The sequence below is a fragment of the Nocardia sp. NPDC051321 genome (genome assembly GCF_044455225.1).
Taxonomy (GTDB): domain Bacteria; phylum Actinomycetota; class Actinomycetes; order Mycobacteriales; family Mycobacteriaceae; genus Nocardia.
In genome coordinates this window covers 71,521-93,639 of record NZ_JBITEM010000005.1, presented here as the reverse complement: position 1 = coordinate 93,639, position 22,119 = coordinate 71,521, and the positions used below count along the sequence as shown (strand labels likewise).

The window sequence follows — 22,119 nt, the reverse complement described above, 5'->3', positions numbered from 1 at the left end:
AGCAATTCGCCGTCCGAGAGGCCGAGGCGCCGGCCCGTCGTGACTACCTCGTCGAGGGCGGGGCGGCCCCCCCCCCGCCCGCCCCGCACTCCCTCGCGGACGATCGGATAACCGTCGACCCTCAGTACCCACGTCACATCCGGCCCCGGTCGTTCCGCTGCCATCGGGCCGGAACGCGCGCCATGCGGCACGAGAGTGCGTTGCAAGGGGCGTGGTCGTGCGGACGAGCCACCATCCAGCAAACTTCTGGTAGTTTTGATTACCACATGGCCGGACAAGGAGGGTGGCAGTGTTCAAGCAAATCGGATGGGGCATTACGTTCGTCGGCGTCGCCGCCGGGGTAGTCACGGGAAGCGCCGGAGCGGCGACTGCCGATAACTAACCCTCGAGCCACCAATCGCATCTCGGCTCTGCGGTAGCCGCTGGACTGCGCGACTCTCCGCTTGCCGTGTATCCGAAGGGCGGCAAGGCGTGTGTGGCCGCATTTTCCCGTGATCGATATACGCGCTACACCGGAATGAGCCGAGTGAGATGTGCCCGGGGCCAAGGGAATTCGACCGGCGTTGACAGGAAAGGGAAACGATCATGAAGCAGAACAGCGCGGTATTGCAGTACGAGACCCTGTGCGTCCGCCGACCCGGGCTCACCAGGGACGTGCCGCCCGGCAAGGAGCACCTGGAATGGGTAGCGAACACTGCGACGCTGATCTACGGACAGCACGACGCCGTTCTGGTCGATACCTACTTGAGTATCGAGCAGAATCAGCAGCTAGTCGACTGGGTCAAGACGCATGATCGGAACCTGGTCTATATCTACATCACCCACGGCCACGGCGACCACTTCTTCGGTATCAAACAACTCCTCGAGGCATTCCCCGATGCCAAACCCATCGCCTCGCCCGGAACGGCAGAAAGAGCCCGACGTGAAGGCGCCCCCGCATACCTCGAGAGCTTCTGGAATTCACAGTTTCCCGGGCAGATCGCCCAACCGCAAGTTTTCCCCGAGCCACTCGAAAGCGACACTTTCACCCTCGAAGGACACGTGCTGCAGGTGATCGAAACCGGATACACCGACACCGATCGCAGCACCGCGCTGTGGGTACCCGATCTGCGGCTGGTGGTTGCGGGAGATGCCGGCTACAACGGGATTCACCAATACATGGGCGAAGCCGACGCCGCCACCCGCGACGAGTGGATACGCGCGACCCACCAGCTCGCCGCCCTCGACCCTGCCTATGTCGTCGCCGGACACAAGCGCCCCGAACTACCCGATGACCCGCACAGCCTTGTCGAAACCGGCCAATACCGCGCCGATTTCAACCGGCTCGAAGCCCAAACCTCCACAGCACTAGAGCTTTACAACGCGATGCTCCAGCTATACCCGGATCGCGCTAACCCCGGCTCGCTCTGGGGCGGAGCCAAACGAGCAAAAAACAAGGCCTAACACCTTGTAGCTGGACGGGTATGCCATATACCGCTGCACTACAACGCCTTCACCGACTACAACATCGCCGTGCCGAGAGCTTTCGCCTTGGCGGCCAAGGTCACTGGAGTGTCGTTCACGCCGGTCATGCTGAACCAGCCGCATGGTGGAGCGGGATGCGCTCATCGCCGCATGAAACGACGCTGCTCAACCGGTCGGAGGTATCGGCACGATCTGCAGTCCGTTGACGAAGGCGTCGATATCGGGTTGGTGCGTGTGCTGATCGGCGGCCGTGGTCTGGACCGACATTCGGATCGGGTACAGCATTTCGCCTGCAATGTAATCGGAATGGAGGAACTCGTGGTAGATGTCGGCTCCATCGATACCGGCGGCGCGCATAATTCCGGTGACCCGGGTGGCGTGCCGACCGCACATATCGATGGTCTCGGATCGTGACTGCCGCCATTCGTGTCCGTCCGTACTGACCCCGGATACGATGCTGGTGTTGGCAGGGAGCGGACGGTCCACGCGGAGGGTGACGGTCGTGATGTCCTTCCCCGCGTGCTGATCGGCACGACCCAACGCCAATTCGTCCCCTTCTGCCTGCGTCACCTGCCAGCCCGTCAGTTGCGGAAGCTGGATCGTGAACGGCCTATCAGGGCGTCCCTCGGTGGCAAAGACGGATCCGGTTGCCGCACTGGCGTTGCAGGCCGTGCGAGTCGTCGGAGCCGATGTCGTCTCCGCCGACTCCGATGTATCCGACCTGGACGCGCCGCACGCGGTCACACTCGTCGCCACGATGCTGGCCAGAACCAGATGCCGAATCCCGATCACGGTTCGCCAGCCTACCCGACCGCCATCCCGTAACACTTTCCCGCCCGGTGTATACGCGGCCGGGAGTCGCGTCATAGCGTGTCTTAATCTGTTGTGGTGGAGGAGCTTTCGCGGCCGTTGGTGCCGGATGGGTTGTGGGAGTTGGCCGCTGATCCCGAAGTTCGGCGCACACCCGCAGCGAGGCGGCACCACACTCGATCACTCTGATACTCACAACACCCGCTCAACTAGTTTCTTCCAGCGTAAGCTGGACGACCTCCTCGAGCTCAACCCGAAGGAAAACGACAACGATCCCGGGTTCGAGAAGAGTTGCCCTGCGACTTCCGCGAGAATGAATTCCAGACAGGTAAGTACTGACAGGCGCAGCGTATGAGGTTGTCCTCGCTCGCGGTGTTTTCCGTCATCTCAACCGGGTATCGCCAACAGACCGCGTGCACCGAGCTGCGCGTGATGTCCGAGCGACCAAGAACGGAACACCGCGATGAACGAGAAACCCCATACCTCGACCGATCCGCCGGAGACCGAACTGTTGCGGGCCGACCGCGACCTGACTCGACAAGAGCTCGGTCAAACCCTCGCGGAACTGACCAGCAAGTTCGATCTCAAGGCCAGGGCCGGCGAGCAACTAGAGCACACCGCTGACACCGCACGCGAGAAGGTGACCGGCGTGCGGACAATCGCGCAAGACAATGCGGTACGTGTCGCCCAGGTGGCACGCCTGCGGCCGGTTCCCCTCGCTGTGGTGGCAGTGTTGCTCGCTGCGCCGGCGGCTTGGTTTGTTGTGCGTTACCGCCGGAATCGGTAGCGACAACCTGCAACGATCCGGAAAATTCGGGTCAGTCGCAGTGTCGAGGGCGAGTCGTAGTCTTCGGCGCGGTATAACGAACAACGATGACGGCTTCGAAGTATTTGACAGCGCTCGTCACCATTGTGGTGCCCGCGTTTATGGGTGCCGTCCTATCCGCGCCCGCCGTCGCGGCGCCCGCACCGGCACGAATAGTTCGCGAAATAAGCCTGGCTCGTTCCGTATCGCGTATCGATGTCTACTCGCCCGCGATGGACGGCGTGGTGCGCAACCGAGTGATTCGCGCTACGGGTGAGCCGGCGCCGACGCTGTATCTGCTTACCGGGCTCGGCGGTGGTGTGGACAACATTTCGTGGTGGGATAACACCGACGTGCGAAAGTTCTTCGCCGCCAAGCATGTCAATGTGGTGATGCCGATCGGCGGCGCCTTTTCCATGTACACCGATTGGCGTGCCGACGACCCCGCAGTCGGGCGCAACCGATGGCTGACCTATCTCACGCAGGAACTCCCGGGGGTTCTCGACGCTCGGCTCGGCACCAGCAGGCGCAACGCGATCGCCGGAGTGTCGATGAGCGCGGGCTCCGCGATCGACCTCGCGATACAGGCACCGCATCGCTACCAGGCGGTGGCCGCGTACAGCGGATGCCCGTGGGCCGCGGATCCGGTCGGGATGGTGCTGGTCAGTGCGCAGGTGATGCGCGGCGGCGGCAACCCGGCGAATATGTGGGGGACACCAGGTGGGACGTTGTGGCGAGAGCACGACGCGTTCGCCAAGGCGGGCGCGCTGGCCGGAAAGGTCGTCTACCTGTCAGCGGCGTCCGGCGTTCCGGGCGGGATAGACCGAGACGGGCTTACCGCTCCACCGGTGGAGGCGATCGCGGCTGTGTGCACCGCGGCTTTCGCGAGCAGGCTCGCCGAACTCGGTGTACCCGCAATTCATGTCAAACACCCGACCGGCTCGCACACTTGGGGCCTGTTCGAAACCGATCTGCACAATTCGTGGCCATATCTGGCCCGAGCACTCGGCGCCTGAACCGAAAGCGGCCAAGAAGACCTCGAGGATACGTCCCACTCAGATCATCGCCGACGTCGCCGAGCTGGCACTGACCACCGAAACATTGGACGGCGAGACGACCAGCCTGGGCCGCCTGAAGATGCTCAGCTTCGGATTCGGTTGACAACCGGGCACCAGGCGTGGCTGCGGGACAAACCGGACGGGTGGATCGCCGCACACACTTCACAGCGGGCGATCCGCCGAATCGGCTCAGATGGTTTTCAACGTCCCGCCGTCGATGACGTAGTCGGCGCCGATGATGTTGGTGGCCTTGCCGGAGACCAGGAAGGTGATCAGGGCGGCCACTTCCTCGGGCTCGGTGATTCGGTCGGAGGCCATGGCGATCTGCTGGGGCAGGGCCGCCAGGAAGTCTTCGTGGGTGGCGCCGTTGGCCGCGGCGAGCTTGGCCCCCATATGTTTCGGATCCCGCCAGACGCGGGTGCCGACCACGCCCGGGGAGACGGTGTTGACGCGCACGCCACGCGGGCCGAACTCCTCGCTGAGTCGCTTGCCGAATGCGGTCAGTGCCGCCTTCGCCTCGCTGTAGCCGACCGGGCCGCTCGATGGCCAGCGGGCGTTGATCGAGGAGATGGTGACGATCGCGCCGCGTCGTTCCAGCAGGCTCGGCAGTGCGGCTCGGCTTGCCCAGATCGCGCTGAACAGATTGCGGTCGAGGGTGTGGCGCCATAGGTACCCCCGACCACGAGGACACCCTCGAGAACACGGTTCGCTAGCGGTCATCCGTAGGCCGCTGGAGGACCGCCGCTTCGAGGGGCCATCGTAGGTCTGGAAGCACGCTGGTGCCGCCGACCCCCTCAGCGCCGCCTCGAGCCGCGCCAGGCCTCGACTCGACCGGCATGCAAATCTACATATGCGCGCGTCGGGAAGCGCTGTCAGACAACTAATTTGGACGCATGACCAACGTGCGCAATATGCGGCTACTTCACCTGGGCGTAGTCAGGTGGATCCGGCTGAGAGCATGCGCGTTCCGTTCCGGCCGTGCAATCGTGATGTCAAGAGATCATTCCGAAAGGAGAATGCACGGGATGGTCGCCGCGAACGGACATGAAGGTTCTGCGCAGATCACAAGTCGGCGCTGGCCGTGCTGGCGAGTCTCGGGCGGTCCGCCGGGCAGTAGCCACCCCGGGCTCGCTGAGTCTCGGCGCGCTCTCACACAAGAGCTGTAAAGGCGCTAGTGATGTAGGACGAGAGTGTAGAAGATCGTCGCGAAAAGGAGCGTGCCGATCGGTAGGCACCAGGCGAAGACGCGGAAGCGCGGGAGCGCGTAGCCGACGATGAGCGACACGACGACCGATGCCACGATCGGTACAACGAAGACATCCAGAAATTCGTTGCTGATGACAGGCGTCAGTCGCTGCACCACCGCCCAGAACAGTGAGCCGACGATTACTCCGGCCACCACCATCAGGACGGAAGCCGGTATGGACACGCCGCTGCTCCGCTGCGCTCTATCGGCCCTGTTCACATGAACCCCTTCGCGATTGCAAGGTCTCTTACTGGAGATTTCCGGTGTAGCACTGCGATTCGCCGATCCTGCTGAAATCAGTTATGTGGCAAGCATTTCCGAGCTTTCTGCACCAGTGGATCGCTGTCTTGGATAGGGATATCCTGATTGGGCCAGTCCGTCCACTGTACGGCCGTGGGGGAGAGGGCGGCCAGTGAACCGGCGCGGTCGTCGACGGGTTCGTGTTGCGACAAGGGTTGTCCGCGTTCTGGTTTCGGCGCGTTGGTGCCCAATCCCCACACCCCGTCCACGGTGCTGCCGTCCGGCGTCTGGAAGCGCATGACGATGATGTAGTAGTTGCTGTAAGGAACCGATTGCCGAGACCTCGCGAAGGGATCGTCCACGGCGTTAGTGGCTTGGGGCGTGATCGGACCGGCGGGCGATCGAGCCGCGATCAGCGTTGCCAGGGTGTCATCGACGCGAAGGCAATCGTCGGGTTTGCGAACATCGGAGACGACAGCCGCCACCAGGGCCGCGGTGGCGACCGCTGCCACGGCGAGAGCCATCACCGCGTAGACCGAGGTCCTCTTGGGCCTGTCCAACCCGTCTCCACCTCAATCGCTTCGTCGAACCGAAGTCGGTGCCCGCCTGAGCCACCGCCGAGCGGTGGCGAACGCGATGTTACGGGTTCGCCACCGATCCGGTGACACTCGCCAGCTTACGGATCCCGGAGCACCACCAAGGTATCGGCCTTCTTGTTGTCCACGGGGTTCGGCGGGTCGGGAGTAACGGGCGCGACTCGCGCGTACTGGACGCACGCTTCATCGATCTTGCCGGTATTGCCTTCGTTGCGTAAACCGACACCACGACCGGTGATGTTGTTCCACTGGTCCATCTTTCCGGCCTCGGCCGAACCCGGCCAATCGATCTCGTGGGCGTTGCCCATCTGCGTCGCGAAGTCGGCATTCGCGCCCTCGGTCGTTCGTCCCATCCAGATGCAATGCCTCGCCGCGTCGACCCGGTTGTCTCGTTCCCCCGCCGCGCCGGGAAACGAAGCGACGGAGGTGTCGACGGCGATGTGACTCACCTTCCGTGTCCGATAGCAGTCGAACGGGTTTCTCTCACAGGTGTCGCGTTCGTTGACGCCGAGATCCCAGAACTCCTTTGCCTGATTGCTAGCCGAGTCGATGTAGGACAGCACGGGAAGAGCGGTTGTCGGACCGAACTGGTAGCTCAACTGGTTTCCGGTCACCGAGGTCGTCACCGGCACCAACTGCTTGTTCGTATCGACCGCCAACGGAACACCGACAGCGGCGACCACGGCACCGTCGGGGGCGAGAATCTTGATCCTGCCTCCTAGTGTTTCTCATTGGGAAACTGCGTTTCGTTTCCGAGACGTCTATTAGTCATCGCGAGCCGCCCGCCGTCAATGGTCCGGGGTTTGGTTTCGGATCATCCGCAGTCGTGTAACCGATTTGCGCACAACGGTATTCACGATCTCGGGCGCTCGGCCGACGGTTGGTCTAGGTGACCGTGTCGGCGCCCGATGCCAATCTGGGGACTGTGCTCAACTGTCGCCAGGTGCGATCCTCGTGCCTGGTCTTTGCGGTCGGGTATCGCGTGATCGTTGCGGTGTCGTGAGTGGTATCGGTGTGCGGTCCTCCGGTTCGCGGGCTGGTGCGTCCAGTACTGGAGTGGCAGGCTAGATCCGCCTGTCTAGTCCTATTGCCGCTGTGTGTTTCGTAAGAGGAAACTCTTTATGCGTAAGACACGTTGTCTCTCTGTGCATTCTAGCGATTTCCAGCTAACTCGGCGTATCCTGTTTCGACCAAGGAAACCCGTGAAGTCGCCCGTCAACGGTTGCGCGGGCACCCCCGCGGCATCAGCACTGGAGCTGCTCGGCAGCACCGGTCGCGGACGTTGTGAGAACTGACGCATTGTCAGGTTCCAACGACAGCTCGTTCGCATCACCTTCAGGTCGGCACAGAGTGCATACGAGCCGGATGTGTCTGTCGGGGGGTATCAGGGCCGCGGACTGGAATGGTTCCAGTCCGCGGGACGTTGCGCGCCATGGGCTTTTCCGGCCTGCGTCGAGGCATAATGAGGTGTGGCCGACGACGATGACGTTCGCAGCATCGCACTGAGCTTTCCTGAGGCAACCGAGCAGCCTCATCACGGGTTCCCGTCGTTTCGGGTGCGCGACAAGGTATTCGCCACCCTTCCCGATCCGGATCATCTGCACGTGATGTGCAGCGAGGCGGATACTCGCGAGGCGGCGGCCGAGAATCCCGATATCTGCGAGGAGAAATGGTGGGGTAAGCGGCTGGCGGGGGTCCGCGTCACTCTTGCGGCCGCGAGCGCGGACCTGGTGGCCGAATTGCTGACCGACGCCTGGCGCAACAAGGCCCCGCGGACGCTGGTTCGTAACTTCGACGCCGAATCCTGACCGGGTTACCCGCCGCTGGTGTCGGAGGCGATGAGGGTGCCACCCAGCCGACCGGCCAGCAACTCTTCCCACATATGTCGCCGCCGAGGTTTTCCGCTGGTGCTGCGGCGGATGAGCTCGTGACCGCCGACGATGACGTGAATGGTGGGATCGGCGCCGACTTCGGTGCGCAACACGCGTATCGCCGTGCGCACCCATGGGCCAGGGCGGCTGTCGGCGAGCAGAGCGACCGCGCTGGTGGATTGCCAGCCCCCGCTCACCACGACGCACCGGCCGTGGCTCAACCCGGTAGCAGCACTGACCTTCAGTTCGAGGTCTTCGACGAAGACATTGCGGCCGCGCACCTTCAGGCTGTCGCCGATGCGTCCGAGTACGAACAGTTCGCCGTCGAGGAGAAATCCGGCGTCCCCGGACCACAGCAATCCGGCCGCGAAACGCGTCGAACCTGCCGTCTCGTCACCGTGGTAGCCGTCGGCGACGGTAGGGCCGGAGATCACGATCTCACCCAGGCTCCCGTCGGGTAAGGATTCGCCGTGCGAATCGACTATCGAAATCGTGTTGCCGGGCAAGGGCCGTCCACAGCTCATCAGTTGATCGGCGGACTGCTCATCCGCTCCCCGCAGCCCGAGGGTTCCATCGGAGACGATCGAGACCGGCTCGGCGAGGCGCAGCGCGGACCAGTCGGGTCGCACCAATCGGGGTGGCCGGTCGATGTCGAGGCCACTCACGGCAAGGGTGGCCTCCGCCAGCCCATAGGCGGGCCGGAACACCTCGGGAGTGAATCCCGCTGTGTGCAGCAGTGCGGCGAACGCATTCAGCGCACGGCTGTCGATGGGTTCGGCGCCGACGACCGCCGAGCGCCAACCCGAGAGATCCATCCCGTCCATCGTGCGGTCCCGCAACTTCCGTGCGGCATAGGCGAATCCGAAACTCGGCGCCGCGGTGAGCGCTGCCCGGCCGTCGCCGAAGCAGGCCAGCCAGCGCATCGGATCGCGCACGAATTGATCCGGACGCATCAGCCAGAGATCTGTGCGGCTCACCACCGGCGTGATCAAACATCCGATGAGGCCCATATCGTGATGCAGTGGAAGCCACGAGGCACACCCGTCGTGGCCCCATTTCAGCCAGTCCCTGATCATTGTGATGTTCGCGATCAGGTTGGCTTGCGACACCCGAACGGCTCGCGGCCTGCCGGTAGAGCCCGAAGTGAACTGCAGGAGCGCGATATCGGCCCCGGAGTCCGGCGGGCGCACGTCGGCCTCGCCCGAATTCTCGTCCTCGGCGACGGCCGCGCCGAGCATGACCGGCAGGGTGGATAGGCCGGCCCGGTCCAACGCCGTCCGCACGCGGTCCAGGAAGAGCGCATCGGTGATGACGGCGGACGGGCCTGCGGCGGCGAACAGCCGGCTGAGCTGGGTCAGGTAGTTGTCGTCGTCGAAGATGGTCGGCGTTGCCAGCGGGCATACCGCCGCACCGGCCAGCCAGGCGCCGAAGAGTGCCGCGACGAAAGTGGGGCCGTTGGGCTGGACCAGGCACACCACAGCGTTTCCGGTAATACCTTCGACGCGCAAGCGTTGGGCTACGCGTCGGCTGCGACGGGCGAGTTCCGCATAATCGTACCGGACCCAATCGTCATGATCATCGGCGAAATATACTCCGCAGTCGGTCCGTGTATCGGCTATCCAGCCTGTCAATGAAATCATAATCGAACACCCGGTTCTCCGAATTGATCCGCACAGAATTCGCCATGGCCACTTTCATGCCCCGGGGAGACCCTGTACGCTAATTCGGCGCAAGTCGTGTTGACGCTGTCGCGAGAATATCATGACCATCGATCAATCGACCAGGCCGAGTGTGCGCCGTTGACTTGACTTCGGTGCGGCACGCGGCGAATGTGATGGTAGGACCGATATACTGGGGGTCTGTATGCTGAATGGATTCACGCCGTGGCCGCCCGAATTCATCGAGAGATACCGACGGGAGGGCTATTGGCGAGGCGAGGTGCTATCCGATATGGTGCGCGCACCAAGCCGTCAGCGTCCGGACAAGTCTGCGGTCATCGCGAACGGCCGACGGTATACCTACCGATGGTTGGATGATCGTGCGGACCGCTTGGCCGCCGGTTTCGTGGCGCGCGGAATACGTCGCGGTGACCGTATCGTCGTACAGTTGCCGAATACGCCGGACTTCATCGTGGTCTGTATCGCGGCATTTCGTATGGGCGCCCTTCCTGTCTTGGCGCTGACCGCGCAGCGGAGAAACGAGATCAACTACATTGTCGAGCATGCCGGTGCCGTGGCATATGTGGTGCCCGATTTTTTTCAGGGATTTGATTTCAGAAATATTGCCGAGGATGTCCGGTCGGTCAACAGTTGCTTATCCCAGGTCTTCGTCGCGGGAGATCCCGGTGATTTCGTCGCACTGTGTGACGTCGAATCTGCGCCGATATCCATGCCCCGCCCGGAACCCGGCGACGTAGCGTTCCTCCTGCTGTCCGGCGGAACGACCGGGCGCCCGAAACTGATACCGAGAACGCACGACGACTACTCGTTCCAGATATCGGCGACGGCGCGGGAGATGGGATTCGGGCCGGACGGGGTCTATCTGGCCGCGTTGCCTATAGCGCACAATGCCGCGCTGGGCTGTCCGGGTGTGCTCGGAGCTCTGTACTGCGGGGCGACGGTGGTGCTGGCCGAGAGTGCCAGCCCGGACGAGGTGTTCCCGTTGATCGCCGAGCACGGGGTGACGCTGACGACGCTCATGCCCGCGGTGCTGCCCGTGTGGCTGGAGCTCGCGGACCTGTTCGCGGTGGACATGTCGGCCTTGGTGATCGAAGTTGGCGGCGCGCGTTTGTCACCGGAGCTGGCGGCCCAAATAACGCCGCGACTGGGTTGTACCCTCAGCCAGTGGTTCGGTATGGCCGAAGGCATCCTGTCGTTCACTCGTCCGGGCGATCCACCCGAACGGGCCGTCCATACCCAGGGCCGCCCACTGTGTTCGGCCGATGAATTGCTCGTGGTCGACGGTACGGGTCAGGAGGTTTCGCCCGGCGCAGTAGGCGAGCTGTGGGTTCGTGGGCCGTGCGTACTGCGCGGCTACTTCGATTCCGCGGAATATAATTCGGAAGTTTTCACCGGCGACGGTTTCCTGCGTACCGGCGACTTGGCGAGCTTTACGCCGTCCGGCGATCTTGTTGTGGTGGGGCGATCCCGGGACACCGTCAATAGAGGCGGGGAGAAGGTGCCCGCCCAAGAGGTGGAGACTCACCTTCAGGTCCATCACGCAATCCGCTCGGTTGCCGTGCTGGCAGTTCCCGACGACGTCATGGGGGAGCGAACCTGCGCGGTCGTGATCCCGGCCGGGAATCCCCCCGCACTGGCGGAGTTGCGGGAGTTTCTTGTCGAACGCGGGCTGGCGGAATATAAGCTCCCAGATTTTCTGGAGATATTCGACGAGTTCCCGTTGACGCCCGTCGGGAAGGTGAACAAGCGTGCGTTGCTAGAGACGGTCGTAGCGGCGCGGGCGATGCGTAAGGGAGGTGAATTCCGCCGACCGAGTCAGCCACAGAGATGATAGAGGCGGTGAAATTTGTCGTCATTGGCGAGTATTCGCACATCGAGAAAGCCTGCCTCCGCGGCCAGGCGACGTACCGTATCCGGCCGCAATACCGTCCCGGTGCCTCGCGAGTCGGCAGCGTCGAGGCTGACCGGGAGGCAGTGCAGCACACTGGTCGCGCGTTGGAATCGCTCGATTTCGTCACCGGGCGCCGTCAATTCGGGCGCTACCCTGGCATCCATCACCACCACTTCGCCGAGATCCGATCGCATGGCGCGACAGGCGCGCAGGACTCGGGCCGGGTGTGGCATTTCGTGCAGAGCATCGAAAAGGCATACCAAGTCGTATGTGGTGGACGGATCTATTGCCGTGATGTCGCGAAGATGGAAGTGGACTCTATCGGCGACTCCAGCGTGCTCGGCATTTCGGGTGGCCACGGCGACGATCTCCGGATCCAGATCGAATCCGTCGACGACTGCTCGGGGATATGCCCGTGCCAGCGCTATCGCGGCCCAGCCGGCGCCGCAGGCCAGATCCGCGATCGATCGCTGGGTGCCGCCGAGCAACGTGTGGACCCGCGGTAGCCCGCGGCGCAGCCAGCCGACCAGCGAGTGGGTGAACAGCGCTCGATTGGCCCCGGAGTGGCCCATGCGCCAGTCCGCGCCGAAGGCGGCGTCGGGCACGCCCGCACCGGTGCGATATGCCCGCAGCAACGACGGCAGCGCCTGGGCCACGCCACCCAGGGGAAGTACGGCCAGCGAGACCATCGATAACGGATTGTCCGTGCCGATCAGCACGTCGGCGTGTCCGGGCGGCAGGCCGTAGCGGAGTTCCGGCGTATCGCTGTCCACCACGCGCAGCAGGCCGGCGACCGCCTGCTGTTCCAGCCACTCCCTCGCATAGCGTGGCGCGATGTCCGCGCGCTCGGCCAACTCCGCCGGTGACATGGCGTTCTGCGCCAGCAGTTCGTAGAGGCCGAGACGGACACCGAGGTAGCAGGTGAGCATTTCCTGGGTGTGCACCATCGCCATGAACATGCGCAGGCTCAGTGCGCGGGCATTGCTGTCCTCGTTCGAGGTTTTCGCCGCAGTCGAGGGCAAAGAGAAATCAAATGATTCTCGAGGAAATCCCGTATCGGTCATCCGCAGCCTCTCATTTATAGCGGGTTCGTTGATGATGAGTTGTTCGGATTATTCGGCAGCCGACTGAGACGAAACCGTGTATTGGCGATATCGAAGATACCACCGACTCGGGTCTGTGTGCAGGCTCCGGTAATCGGTAGCGCAGCGAATCGGGTTGGCGTAATAGACTGGTGCGCACCGGCTTTGGTGTTCACGCCGCATGGCGTCGGTTGATGGAGGCCCGCTGGCCGAGTTTGATCATGAAATGTCGTTGATGTGGCGGGTTGACAGCGTGAGATTGTAGGCGGACGGCCGGCCATCCTTACTGCTGCTTGCCTGGTCGGGGGCCGGTGACGTCTTGACAGGGCATGCTGATCGCGTCAACAATGAGATACATGTTAGTTCCGGCTGGAGTAAAATATCATATATTTTAATATAGGGGGACGTCGTGCAGAATTACATGCAGGAAATCTCGACCCCGGCGGTGCGCAAGAATGGCAGAGAACCGGATTCTCTGGCGCAGCGAGGAATTGACGGAGAGGTCGAGGGAGTAGTACGCAACGTTAATGCAAACGGCTCGGAACGGATGATTCGGGCAGAGCGTACCGTTCACGATGTATACCGTAAGCGGAACAGTTTGATACTGCCAAAAGAGCTGTCTTTCGAAGCCTGGAGTAAGTTGGGGACCGAGATCATCGTGTCGGCAGATGCGTCGGCTTGGTGGATTGGTGACTGGTTGTTCTATGGCGAAAAGTCATACGGAGAACGCTATCGAAATGCCATCGATGCCACGATGCTCGATTATCAGACGCTGCGCAACTATGCGTGGATCGCCAAGAAATACCCCGTGTCTCGCCGGCGAGACAAGTTGAGCTTCGGACATCATGTTGAGGTCGCCGCCTTGACGGATGACGAGCAGGATCTGTGGCTCGACCGGGCTCTGCGCTTCTGTTGGTCGCGAAACGAGCTGCGGCGCCGGGTGCGGGCCGCGAGATTGGCGAACAACTCCGAGACGAAACCGGTGACGAAGGTGCTGAGGATAGATGCCGAGGCCGATTGTTACGAGCGGTGGAACACGGCGGCGGAGATAGGTGATCGTTGCCTGAACGAATGGGCGGCAGAGGCGTTGGATGCCGCCGCCGCGGCGGTGTTGAACGAACCGAAATCAGATAGCTGATACGGTGCACCTCAATATATTTGCGCAATGTTCACCGTCGCCTCAGTTCAAGGGCTTGTGGCGCGATCCCGACGACCGAACCGGAACAGGATACCGCTCGATAGAGCATTGGATCTCGATCGGACGTCAACTCGAAGACGCCTGCATAGATGCCTTGTTCTTCGCCGATGTCCACGGCCTGTACGACGTATATCAAAATTCCTGGCGAAGCGCGGTCCGATACGCGGTGCAGGTGCCGACGATCGACCCCGCCCTGGTGGTCCCGGCGGTAGCGGCGAATACCACAAATCTGGGTTTCGCGATCACATATTCGACGTCGTATCATCAGCCTTACGAGTGTGCTCGATTGTTCACCTCGCTCGATCACTTGACCGGCGGGCGTATCGGCTGGAATATCGTGACGTCATACCTGCGATCGGCGGAGTCGAATGGACTCGGCGCTCATCTCGATCACGACCTGCGGTACGAGCGCGCCGACGAGTATGTCCAAGTGGTTCGCGCACTGTGGGAACAGAGCTGGTCCGACGGTGCGGTCGTGCGTGATGTCGACAACGATGTCTTCACCGATCCCGACGCCGTCCGGGAGATCGATCATCACGGAAAGTGGTTTACCGTCCGGGGGCCGCACCAGTGCGAGCCCTCGCCCCAGCGAACTCCCGTGCTTTACCAGGCCGGGGCCTCACCCCGGGGTATCGAGTTCGCGGCACGACATGCCGAGGTGGTTTTCCTATCGTTGCCCGATCCGTTAACGGCCGCACCCAAGGTCGGCCGCCTGCGCGCCGCGGCGGCGAGCCAAGGCCGGGACCCGGCCGATATCAAGGCGCTACAGGGCACCATGGTGATGCTGGGCGAGACCAAGGAAGAGGCAAAGGCCAAGGCGGACCTCTTTGTGCGGCTCTGCAGCGCGGAGGGGCAGCTGGCGAAGTGGTGCGGCTGGACGGGTATCGACCTGGCCGCATATCCCGACGACACCCCGGTCTCGGACATCGGCGGCCAGGCCAGCCGGTCGGTGATGAGCTTTTTCGAGGAGCTAGGCCCCGGCCGGGAGTGGACGGTGGCGGACATCAAGTTCGTGCTCGGCAGGCCACGCCGGCCACGGAAGGATCGCCCGGTGACGTTGTTCGGCACTCCTGAGGATGTCGCGGATCGCATGGAAGAATGGCTCGAGGTGGCGAATGTCGACGGTTTCAACCTCATGCCGTGCCCGCCGTCGACCGGACTGACAGATATTTGCCGGCTCTTGGTCCCGGAATTGCAGCGGCGGAAAATCTTCCGGCGTGCTTATGACAAGTCCGAATCGACTTTACGCGAACGCTATTTCGGTGCCGGCCGGTCCGGATACACTGGGCTACCGTTATCTTCGATAGGTTCGTAATCGTTAGGGGGATTTATGTCCGAGATATCGTCTCAGGTCGATGTCCACGGTCGGTCCGAAGAGGACGTTCGTAACGCCGTACGGGCGATAGTCGTCGATTTGGCGCCAGGCGCGGACGAAGCGCATTCGACGTCGGTGCTGATCGATGATCTCGGTTACCATTCGCTGGCTCTGCTGGAACTCGGCTTCACGCTGGAGGATGAATTCGATTTGCCGCCGATCGATCAGCAGACCGCGCAGCAGGTCACCACCGTCGCGGCGGTGGAGGATCATGTGGTGACCGCGCTGCGGCATCGTGGCGAACTCTCCTGATCGGAATTCAAGCCGCCACAACTCGTATGGGGACGTTTTCGTATGCGCGGAACGTCGTATCGCGTCGGCGTACCGGTGGGTCGGCTGATTCGAACCGCGAGAACTTCCGGGCCAGATAGTCGAATACGGCGGTCGCCTCGAGTCTGGCCAGCATGGCGCCGAGACAATAGTGCGTGCCGACGCCGAAACTGAGATGCGGATTCGGATGACGTCCGATATCCAGTCGGTGCGGCTCGCGGAAAACCTGCTCATCGCGGTTCGCGCAGCCGATCATGAGTACCAGCATTCGGCCCGGCCGAATCGTTCGATCGTCCATTTCGATCGCCTCTCGGACCATTCTGGCGACGCCTTGGATCGGCGCGTCGTACCTCAGGAACTCGTCGACGGCGGTCGGGACGAGCGCCGGGTCGGTGCGCATCCGGAGAAATTCGTCCGGATACTCGGTCAATGCGACACAGCCGCTCGCCAGCAGATGGGCGGTGGTCTCGAACCCGGCGAAGAAGGCGAAGATGGCGTTGTCAACGGCGTCCTCGGTGGTCAGGCGTTCGCCGTCGTCCTTCGCGGTCAGCAGGTTGGAAAGCAGACCGTCGCGCGCGGTGCGCGTGCGCAGCAGGTCGATCAGGTATTCGCGTAGCCACAGGACGGCATCGTGCGCAGACCGGCGATGGTCATCGTCGACGATCGCGTTGAAGGCCCGGCCCAGGGCCAGCGCCTGCGGCCGCACCACATCCCGGTCGGCAGGCGGCACACCGAGCAGTTCGCAGATCACCGTCACCGGAAGCGGGAAGCCGAGGTCCGTCACCGCGTCGAAGTACCCGCGGTCGAGGGCGGGTGTCAGCAGTTCGTCGATGATCGCGTCGATGCGGACCCGCAGCCGGCGCACCAGCGATGGCGGGAAGGCGGCAGCGATGAGTCGGCGCAATCGAGTATGTTCCGGTGGATCCTGATACAGCACGATGCGATGGAAGAAACTGCTGGCCGGTCCTTTTCCGACGGAAATTTCGTGATATTCGATCGGGAAATGACTGCCGAGGCGCGGGTCCCTGGCCAGCCGCAATATATCGGCGTGCCGGGTCACCCCGTAGCCGCCGGGCCCCAATCGGCACAGTCGGCCGGCGGAACGCAGGCTCGCGTATACCGGGTATGGGTCATCTATGACGGCGGGGTCGGTCGGATCATATCGAGGTAGCAGAACGAATTTATCGTGAGGCATAGCTGCCAGTATCGGAACGAGTTACCGTCGAGGCAAGAGCGGACCCGACCCAGGAATGATGATGGCGAATGCACGCAGGCTGAATCTTGCGCGAGTAGCCGAGTTGACCGAACTCGCCGATTTCATAGTTCCGTTTGCCATTCGAATCGCCTGCGAATTTCGACTTGCCGATCATCTGTCGGACGGGCCCCAGTCGGTGGCGGATCTCGCCCGAGCGACGGGCACCGACGAATCCGCTCTCTATCGGATACTGCGCGCATTGGCGTGTAAGGGGATATTCACCGAACAGCATCCCGGAAAGTTCGGGATGACACCGTTGTCGGAGGTTTTGCGCAGCGATCATCCGGCGTCGCTGGTCGGCGCGTATCCGTTTCTGCCTGCGGAAATCGCGGCATGGTCGCGGCTGGATCATTGCGTACGCACGGGGGAGGCCGCCTTTCCGCTCGTGCACGGCGAGCGGTATTGGGATTATCTGCGCACGCATTCGGATTTCCGGGCCAGGGTAGACGAGGTATCCCGCAGCGCGAGTCGGCTACACGCGCGGACCGTCCTGTCGCTGTTCCCCTGGTCGGAGGTGGCGACCGTGGTCGACGTCGGCGGTGGGGACGGGGCGTTCCTGGCCGGCTTGCTGGCTCGGTTCCCCCATCTGCGCGGGGTTCTGCTCGATCTGCCGGAAGTGGTCTCGCGGGCTGCCGAGCTGTTCTCCGCGGCGGGCATCGGCGAACGAGCGGAAGTGGTGGCAGGTGACTTCTTCGATCGCGTGCCCGCGGCTGCCGACCTGTACATATTGAAGACGGTTTTGCCGGGCTGGGACGACAACGCAGCCGGACTGATCCTGGGCAAGGTTCGGGACGCGATGCGCGAGGACAGCGAATTGCTGGTGCTGGAGGCGATTCTGCCGGAGGGCGACACCTTCGATGTGGCGAAACTCTTCGATGTGCAGACGCTGGTGTCGACCGGAACGCGGCACCGGACCCGCATGGAGCTGGAGCGGCTGCTCGGGGCGCGCGGCCTGGCGATCACGGCGGTCGCGGCGACCCCGACCCTGACGGTCGTCCAAGCGCGACGGGCTCTTTCGGCCGCCGCCGAGTGCGCGGATCAGGTTGGGTGAGTGCCCTTCTCGCGCCGCTGCGATGTCTCGCCGGCAAGACACCGTGCTGCCGCCGCGGATACGATAAGTTGCATAGCGGACGTCCTGCGAGGCCGGACCGGGTGGGATCGGGAGAGCTGGCGGCTTCGGTTGTGGCGGCAAGAGCTGAACACGACAGAACGGGCAGAGATGGCTGGTGTCGAAGTCGAGGGCTTGCGCAAGGTCTATGGGGACACCGAGGCGTTACAGGGAGTGACGTTCAGCGTTCCGGAGGGAACGCTGCTCGGGTTGCTGGGGCCGAACGGCGCCGGAAAGACGACCGCGGTCCGCTGTCTGACCACATTGGCCAGGCCGACCGCGGGGCGGGCGATGGTCGACGGGCACGATGTGATCGCCGAGGCCGCGCAGGTACGGGCTTCAATTGCCTTGGCGGGCCAGCACGTTGCCGTGGACGAGGTGCTGACCGGTCGCGAGAATTTGGTCTTGTTCTCTCGCCTCGTCGGTCTCAACAGACAGCAGGCCCGCGCGCGTGCCGCCGAACTGCTCAGCAGTTTTGACCTCGAGGACGCCGCTGATCGCCGGACGAAGACCTACTCGGGCGGTATGCGCCGGCGGCTCGACCTGGCCGCGTCGCTGGTGACCCGGCCGAACGTGCTGTTCTTCGACGAGCCGACGACCGGGCTGGATCCGCGCAGCCGCCTCGCGCTGTGGGACACCATCCGGCGGCTACGCACGGACGGCCTGACCATCGTCTTGACCACCCAGTACCTGGAAGAAGCGGATCAACTCGCGGACCAGATCGTCGTCATCGACAAGGGCCAGGTGATCGCCAACGGCACCGCGGCGGAATTGAAGAAACAGGTGGGTGGCCCGGTGTGCACCGTACAGATCGCCGACCTTCAGGAACTGGACAAGTCGGCGCGTGCGCTGCGGTTGCTTGCCGATCGCCTCGGCGTCGAGGTGACCGTCACCGACGAACGCGCGGAATTGTCCATGCCGGCCCCGGACGGCATGGCGACGCTGCGTGCGGTGACGGACGTATTCGATCAGGAAGGTATCGAGGTCGTCGACGTCACCCTGCGGCGGCCGAGCCTCGACGAGGTCTTCCTCGCGTTCACCGGCCGGTCCGCGGCTCCGGAGCAGGCGTAATGACGTCGACAACGCTGCGGGCATCCTGGATTCTGGCCGGCCGCAACCTGCTGCTGATGCGGCGCTATCCACTCGCATTGGTATCGGCGCTGGTATTGCCACCGCTGGTGCTGCTGATCTTCCTGGCCCTGTTCAACAAGAGCGGGTTGGCTCAGGGCTTGGACTACATCCAATACGTCACACCGACATTGGTAATTCAGACCATGTTCTTCGCGGGCTCGGGCGCGGGTTACGCCGTCGGTATGGACATCCGTGACGGCCTGTTCGATCGCTGGCGCACGTTGCCGATCTCCCGGCTGGCCGTTGTCGTCGGACGGCTGCTCGGCGATGCGGTGCGCGCACTGTCCTCACTGGTCCTCGTGCTCGTCTGCGCCGTGGCCTTCGGATTCCATCCGCCGACGGAGCCGATCGGCGTGCTCGGGGGACTGGGCGTATGCCTGCTCACGATGACGGTGATCTCGCTCGGGTGTCAGCTGCTCGCGGTGCGCAACGGCGATCCCGAGGCCACCGAATCGACGACCATACCGGTGTTCATGGTCTGCCTGATCATTTCCAACGGCCTGGTGCCAACCGCCAATTTCCCGAACTGGCTGGAGCCGATCATCCGATGGGGTCCCATCAGTTTGACGAGTGATACGCTGCGCGCTTTCATCGACGGCCGGGTGGACACTCGGGCATTGACCGGATTCCTCGTATGGGCGATCGGGCTGGGCGTGCTGTGGTCGGTCCTGCTCGCGAACAGGTATCGGAGGGACGGCTAACCGGTGACGACGTACGAACAGGGAATGTTGATCGCGGGTCGCAACCTCGTACGTGTGGTGCGCAGCCCCGAGGTGCTGGCCAGCACGCTTGCTGTGCCGTTGGTGCTGTACATAATCTTTCTGGTCGCCTTCGCGAAGACGATTCTGCCCGGGCAGGGTTACTCGGATTACGCGAATTTCGCATTGCCTGGATTGGCGGCCTTCGTCATCAGCTTCGCGCTGCCGCGTTCGGGCAGCGCTATTCAGCGGGATCTGCGCGACGGGATATTGGATCGACTGCGGGCACTGCCGATCGGCCGCTCCGCCGTACTCTTCGGTCGTGTGGGCGCGGACGCCACGGCCATCGGTATACAGATCGTGCTGCTGTCCGTGGTCGGGTTTCTCTTCGGCGCACGTTTCCACGGTGGGTTGCCCGGCCTGGTGATCTACCTGCTGGCACCGGTCGGGATGGGTGCGGTCCTGTGCTTGTTCACCATTCCACTGGCGCTTCGTGCGAAAAGCCCGGAGGAAGTGGGCGGTACGCTGCAGTTGATCCTGTTGCCGTTAGGGTTTCTTTCCGGGGGAATTGTTCCTATCGACGCGTTACCCGGCTGGCTGGAGCCGATTGCCAGGGTCAATCCGCTCACCTGCATGGTGACCGCGATGCGGGCGGCACAAGAAGGCGACAGCACGGTGGGGTCCGTCGTGCCCGCGTTGTTGTGGATTGTGCTCGGGGGCGCATTCGCGACGGCATTGGCCGCGCGTACTTATAGTCGCCTCGATATCTGACGCCGAATCGTATCGTCGGTAATTTCAGAATGTTATGGTGGGCTCGGTCGATTTCTGCGAACGAGAAGGATGTGCTATGCCGACCGATTCATTTCCCAAGGAATTTCCCGGTGTAACGCCTGTGCTGGTCACCGACGATTCGCCGACTGCCATCAAATTCTACGAGGAAGCATTCGATGCAAAAGTGCTCGGTGGTGCTCGGGAGTCGAATGGAAAGTGGTGGTATTGCGAACTGTTCATCAACGGTGGACGGATGATGGTCCAGGATGTCCATCCGGACGATATGCCGTTCAAGGCGCCGACCGCGGAGCCGCCCGCGAAATTGGGTGGGACCGCCTCGCTGGTGCATATTTATGTCAACGATGTCGACGCGTCGTACCGGCGCGCCATCGAGGCCGGCGCCAAATCCCTGCAGGAACCCACCGACTTGTTCTGGGGTGACCGCAACGCGGGCATCATCGATCCGGCCGGGCATCGGTGGATCATCAGCACTCGGGTCAAGAATGTGGACCTCGAGTGGTTGACGCGCGTGACGAATGAAGCCGTCGCCGAAACCGAGAAAGCCCGCAGCAGTAAGTGAGAACGCGGTCGGCCGATGCCGAACTGGCTGCTCTGCATCCCGATGCGCGGCGGCTGGTTCGGATTTCCTGGCGGGCTCGATCCGCGCCGTTTCACCAGTTGTCCGTCGAGGAAGGCCGGGCCGAGCTCGCGCGACTGCTGGCCGGGAATCCCGGCTCGCCCGCGGTCACCTCTGTGGTGGAACGTCGATTGTCGTTCCAGGATCGGGACTGTCCGATCCGGGTGTACCGGCACGACGACGCGGTGACCGACCGTGACCGGACACCGCCGGTGGTGCTCTATCTGCACGGCGGTGGCTGGGCACTCGGTGATCTCGATACCGCCGATCGGCCCTGCCGGGAATTGGCGATCCACTCGAAGATGGTGGTCGTGAGCCTGGGCTATCGGCGGGCCCCCGAGCATCCGTTCCCGCAGGCCTATGACGACGTCGAGGCGTGTGTCGACTGGTTGACTCGCCGGGCCGGGGAACTCGGGGGCGATCCGCATCGCATCGCGGTGGTGGGCGACAGCGCCGGCGGGAATCTGGCAGCCGCCGTCGCTCGTGCGCGGCGCACGGTTTTGGCTGCACAGGTGCTCATCTATCCGCAGATGACGTCCGTGCGCAGAACCGATTTGCTGGACCGCCGCTATGACGATTTCTGCCTGAGTATCGCCGACGGGCATTACTTCGAGGCACTGTATCTCGGGGATCGACGGGCCGACGCTGACCCGAGATTCGATCTGCTGGGAGCCGAGCCGCTGGCGGACCTGCCGCAGGCGCTGCTGATTCGCGCGGAATGCGATCCGTTGCACCGGCATGCGCTCGCCTACGGCGCGCTGCTACGCCGCAGCGGGGTGCCGGTGCAAATACTGGCATTCGACGGGATGGTGCACGGCTTCTTCGGGCTGTCCCATCTTCTCCCCGCCGCGACGGAGGCGATCCGCGCAGTGTCGAGGTTCTTGATCAATTGTTGTGGGCCGCTGTCAAAGTGAGCTAGGAGGTCGCCGTGTCA

At 63.2% G+C, this 22,119-nt stretch carries 22 protein-coding genes; 14 read left to right on the top strand and 8 right to left on the bottom strand.

The window, feature by feature from the left end; translation table 11 throughout:
• Positions 1-585 precede the first annotated feature (585 nt).
• The gene (locus ACIA8C_RS12875; protein ID WP_397134027.1) at positions 586-1,443 is read left to right on the top strand and encodes an MBL fold metallo-hydrolase; all 858 of its coding nucleotides are present in this window, start codon (positions 586-588) and stop codon (positions 1,441-1,443) included.
• Positions 1,444-1,629: 186 nt separating this feature from the next.
• Here ACIA8C_RS12875 and ACIA8C_RS12870 read toward each other — a convergent pair whose 3' ends face one another.
• On the bottom strand, positions 1,630-2,034 hold the full coding sequence (locus tag ACIA8C_RS12870) for a hypothetical protein (RefSeq protein WP_397134025.1): 405 nt from the start codon (positions 2,032-2,034) through the stop codon (positions 1,630-1,632).
• Between the two features lie 703 nt (positions 2,035-2,737).
• Between ACIA8C_RS12870 and ACIA8C_RS12865 the strand changes: the two genes are divergently transcribed.
• Positions 2,738-3,061, top strand: coding sequence for a DUF3618 domain-containing protein (locus ACIA8C_RS12865; RefSeq protein ID WP_397134023.1), 324 nt, complete (start codon positions 2,738-2,740; stop codon positions 3,059-3,061).
• 86 nt (positions 3,062-3,147) lie between these two features.
• Positions 3,148-4,095, top strand: a complete 948-nt coding sequence (locus tag ACIA8C_RS12860) for an alpha/beta hydrolase (protein WP_397134021.1) — start codon at positions 3,148-3,150, stop codon at positions 4,093-4,095.
• 231 nt (positions 4,096-4,326) lie between these two features.
• Here the strand turns inward: ACIA8C_RS12860 and ACIA8C_RS12855 are convergent, their stop codons facing one another.
• From ACIA8C_RS12855 to ACIA8C_RS12840, 4 genes are all read right to left on the bottom strand, one after another.
• Positions 4,327-4,857: an SDR family oxidoreductase gene (locus ACIA8C_RS12855; protein WP_397134019.1), complete on the bottom strand. Its 531-nt coding sequence runs from the start codon at positions 4,855-4,857 to the stop codon at positions 4,327-4,329.
• Between the two features lie 451 nt (positions 4,858-5,308).
• A complete protein-coding gene (locus ACIA8C_RS12850) occupies positions 5,309-5,566 on the bottom strand; it encodes a hypothetical protein (RefSeq protein WP_397134017.1) in 258 nt (85 codons plus the stop codon).
• Positions 5,567-5,679: 113 nt separating this feature from the next.
• Positions 5,680-6,183 (bottom strand): hypothetical protein, encoded by a 504-nt coding sequence (locus tag ACIA8C_RS12845; RefSeq protein WP_397134015.1) that lies wholly within the window; start codon positions 6,181-6,183, stop codon positions 5,680-5,682.
• A 116-nt stretch (positions 6,184-6,299) separates the two neighbouring features.
• Positions 6,300-6,902 (bottom strand): DUF6973 domain-containing protein, encoded by a 603-nt coding sequence (locus ACIA8C_RS12840; RefSeq protein ID WP_397134013.1) that lies wholly within the window; start codon positions 6,900-6,902, stop codon positions 6,300-6,302.
• A 786-nt stretch (positions 6,903-7,688) separates the two neighbouring features.
• On the opposite strand from ACIA8C_RS12840, the gene ACIA8C_RS12835 reads away from it, so the two are divergent.
• Positions 7,689-8,027 carry an MmcQ/YjbR family DNA-binding protein gene (locus ACIA8C_RS12835; RefSeq protein WP_397134011.1) on the top strand — a complete coding sequence of 113 codons (339 nt, stop codon included), beginning with the start codon at positions 7,689-7,691 and terminating at the stop codon, positions 8,025-8,027.
• Positions 8,028-8,032: 5 nt separating this feature from the next.
• Here ACIA8C_RS12835 and ACIA8C_RS12830 read toward each other — a convergent pair whose 3' ends face one another.
• On the bottom strand, positions 8,033-9,730 hold the full coding sequence (locus ACIA8C_RS12830) for an AMP-binding protein (protein WP_397134009.1): 1,698 nt from the start codon (positions 9,728-9,730) through the stop codon (positions 8,033-8,035).
• Positions 9,731-10,040: 310 nt separating this feature from the next.
• On the opposite strand from ACIA8C_RS12830, the gene ACIA8C_RS12825 reads away from it, so the two are divergent.
• Positions 10,041-11,600: a (2,3-dihydroxybenzoyl)adenylate synthase gene (locus tag ACIA8C_RS12825; protein WP_397134007.1), complete on the top strand. Its 1,560-nt coding sequence runs from the start codon at positions 10,041-10,043 to the stop codon at positions 11,598-11,600.
• Here the strand turns inward: ACIA8C_RS12825 and ACIA8C_RS12820 are convergent.
• On the bottom strand, positions 11,585-12,682 hold the full coding sequence (locus tag ACIA8C_RS12820) for a class I SAM-dependent methyltransferase (protein ID WP_397134004.1): 1,098 nt from the start codon (positions 12,680-12,682) through the stop codon (positions 11,585-11,587). The two genes, ACIA8C_RS12825 and ACIA8C_RS12820, sit on opposite strands and share 16 nt — an antisense overlap.
• Positions 12,683-13,151: 469 nt before the next feature.
• Between ACIA8C_RS12820 and ACIA8C_RS12815 the strand changes: the two genes are divergently transcribed.
• From ACIA8C_RS12815 to ACIA8C_RS12805, 3 genes are read left to right on the top strand one after another with little or no spacing between them, the layout of a single operon-like run.
• Complete coding sequence (locus ACIA8C_RS12815) at positions 13,152-13,880, top strand: LmbU family transcriptional regulator (RefSeq protein WP_397134002.1); 729 nt, start codon at positions 13,152-13,154, stop codon at positions 13,878-13,880.
• 4 nt (positions 13,881-13,884) lie between these two features.
• Positions 13,885-15,255 (top strand): LLM class flavin-dependent oxidoreductase, encoded by a 1,371-nt coding sequence (locus tag ACIA8C_RS12810; protein ID WP_397134000.1) that lies wholly within the window; start codon positions 13,885-13,887, stop codon positions 15,253-15,255.
• A 15-nt stretch (positions 15,256-15,270) separates the two neighbouring features.
• The gene (locus ACIA8C_RS12805) at positions 15,271-15,567 is read left to right on the top strand and encodes an acyl carrier protein (RefSeq protein WP_397133998.1); all 297 of its coding nucleotides are present in this window, start codon (positions 15,271-15,273) and stop codon (positions 15,565-15,567) included.
• Positions 15,568-15,574: 7 nt separating this feature from the next.
• Here ACIA8C_RS12805 and ACIA8C_RS12800 read toward each other — a convergent pair whose 3' ends face one another.
• Positions 15,575-16,780: a cytochrome P450 gene (locus ACIA8C_RS12800; RefSeq protein WP_397133995.1), complete on the bottom strand. Its 1,206-nt coding sequence runs from the start codon at positions 16,778-16,780 to the stop codon at positions 15,575-15,577.
• 61 nt (positions 16,781-16,841) lie between these two features.
• Between ACIA8C_RS12800 and ACIA8C_RS12795 the strand changes: the two genes are divergently transcribed.
• The 6 genes from ACIA8C_RS12795 to ACIA8C_RS12770 all read left to right on the top strand — a co-directional run bounded on the left by ACIA8C_RS12795 (position 16,842) and on the right by ACIA8C_RS12770 (position 22,099).
• Positions 16,842-17,891 carry a methyltransferase gene (locus ACIA8C_RS12795; RefSeq protein ID WP_397133993.1) on the top strand — a complete coding sequence of 350 codons (1,050 nt, stop codon included), beginning with the start codon at positions 16,842-16,844 and terminating at the stop codon, positions 17,889-17,891.
• A 168-nt stretch (positions 17,892-18,059) separates the two neighbouring features.
• On the top strand, positions 18,060-19,019 hold the full coding sequence (locus ACIA8C_RS12790; RefSeq protein WP_397133990.1) for an ATP-binding cassette domain-containing protein: 960 nt from the start codon (positions 18,060-18,062) through the stop codon (positions 19,017-19,019).
• Positions 19,019-19,780 (top strand): ABC transporter permease, encoded by a 762-nt coding sequence (locus ACIA8C_RS12785; protein WP_397133988.1) that lies wholly within the window; start codon positions 19,019-19,021, stop codon positions 19,778-19,780. Before ACIA8C_RS12790 ends, ACIA8C_RS12785 begins: the two co-directional genes overlap by 1 nt.
• A gap of 3 nt (positions 19,781-19,783) precedes the next feature.
• On the top strand, positions 19,784-20,548 hold the full coding sequence (locus ACIA8C_RS12780) for an ABC transporter permease (protein WP_397133986.1): 765 nt from the start codon (positions 19,784-19,786) through the stop codon (positions 20,546-20,548).
• 76 nt (positions 20,549-20,624) lie between these two features.
• Positions 20,625-21,128: a VOC family protein gene (locus ACIA8C_RS12775; RefSeq protein WP_397133984.1), complete on the top strand. Its 504-nt coding sequence runs from the start codon at positions 20,625-20,627 to the stop codon at positions 21,126-21,128.
• Complete coding sequence (locus ACIA8C_RS12770; RefSeq protein WP_397133982.1) at positions 21,125-22,099, top strand: alpha/beta hydrolase; 975 nt, start codon at positions 21,125-21,127, stop codon at positions 22,097-22,099. Before ACIA8C_RS12775 ends, ACIA8C_RS12770 begins: the two co-directional genes overlap by 4 nt.
• Positions 22,100-22,119: the final 20 nt, after the last annotated feature.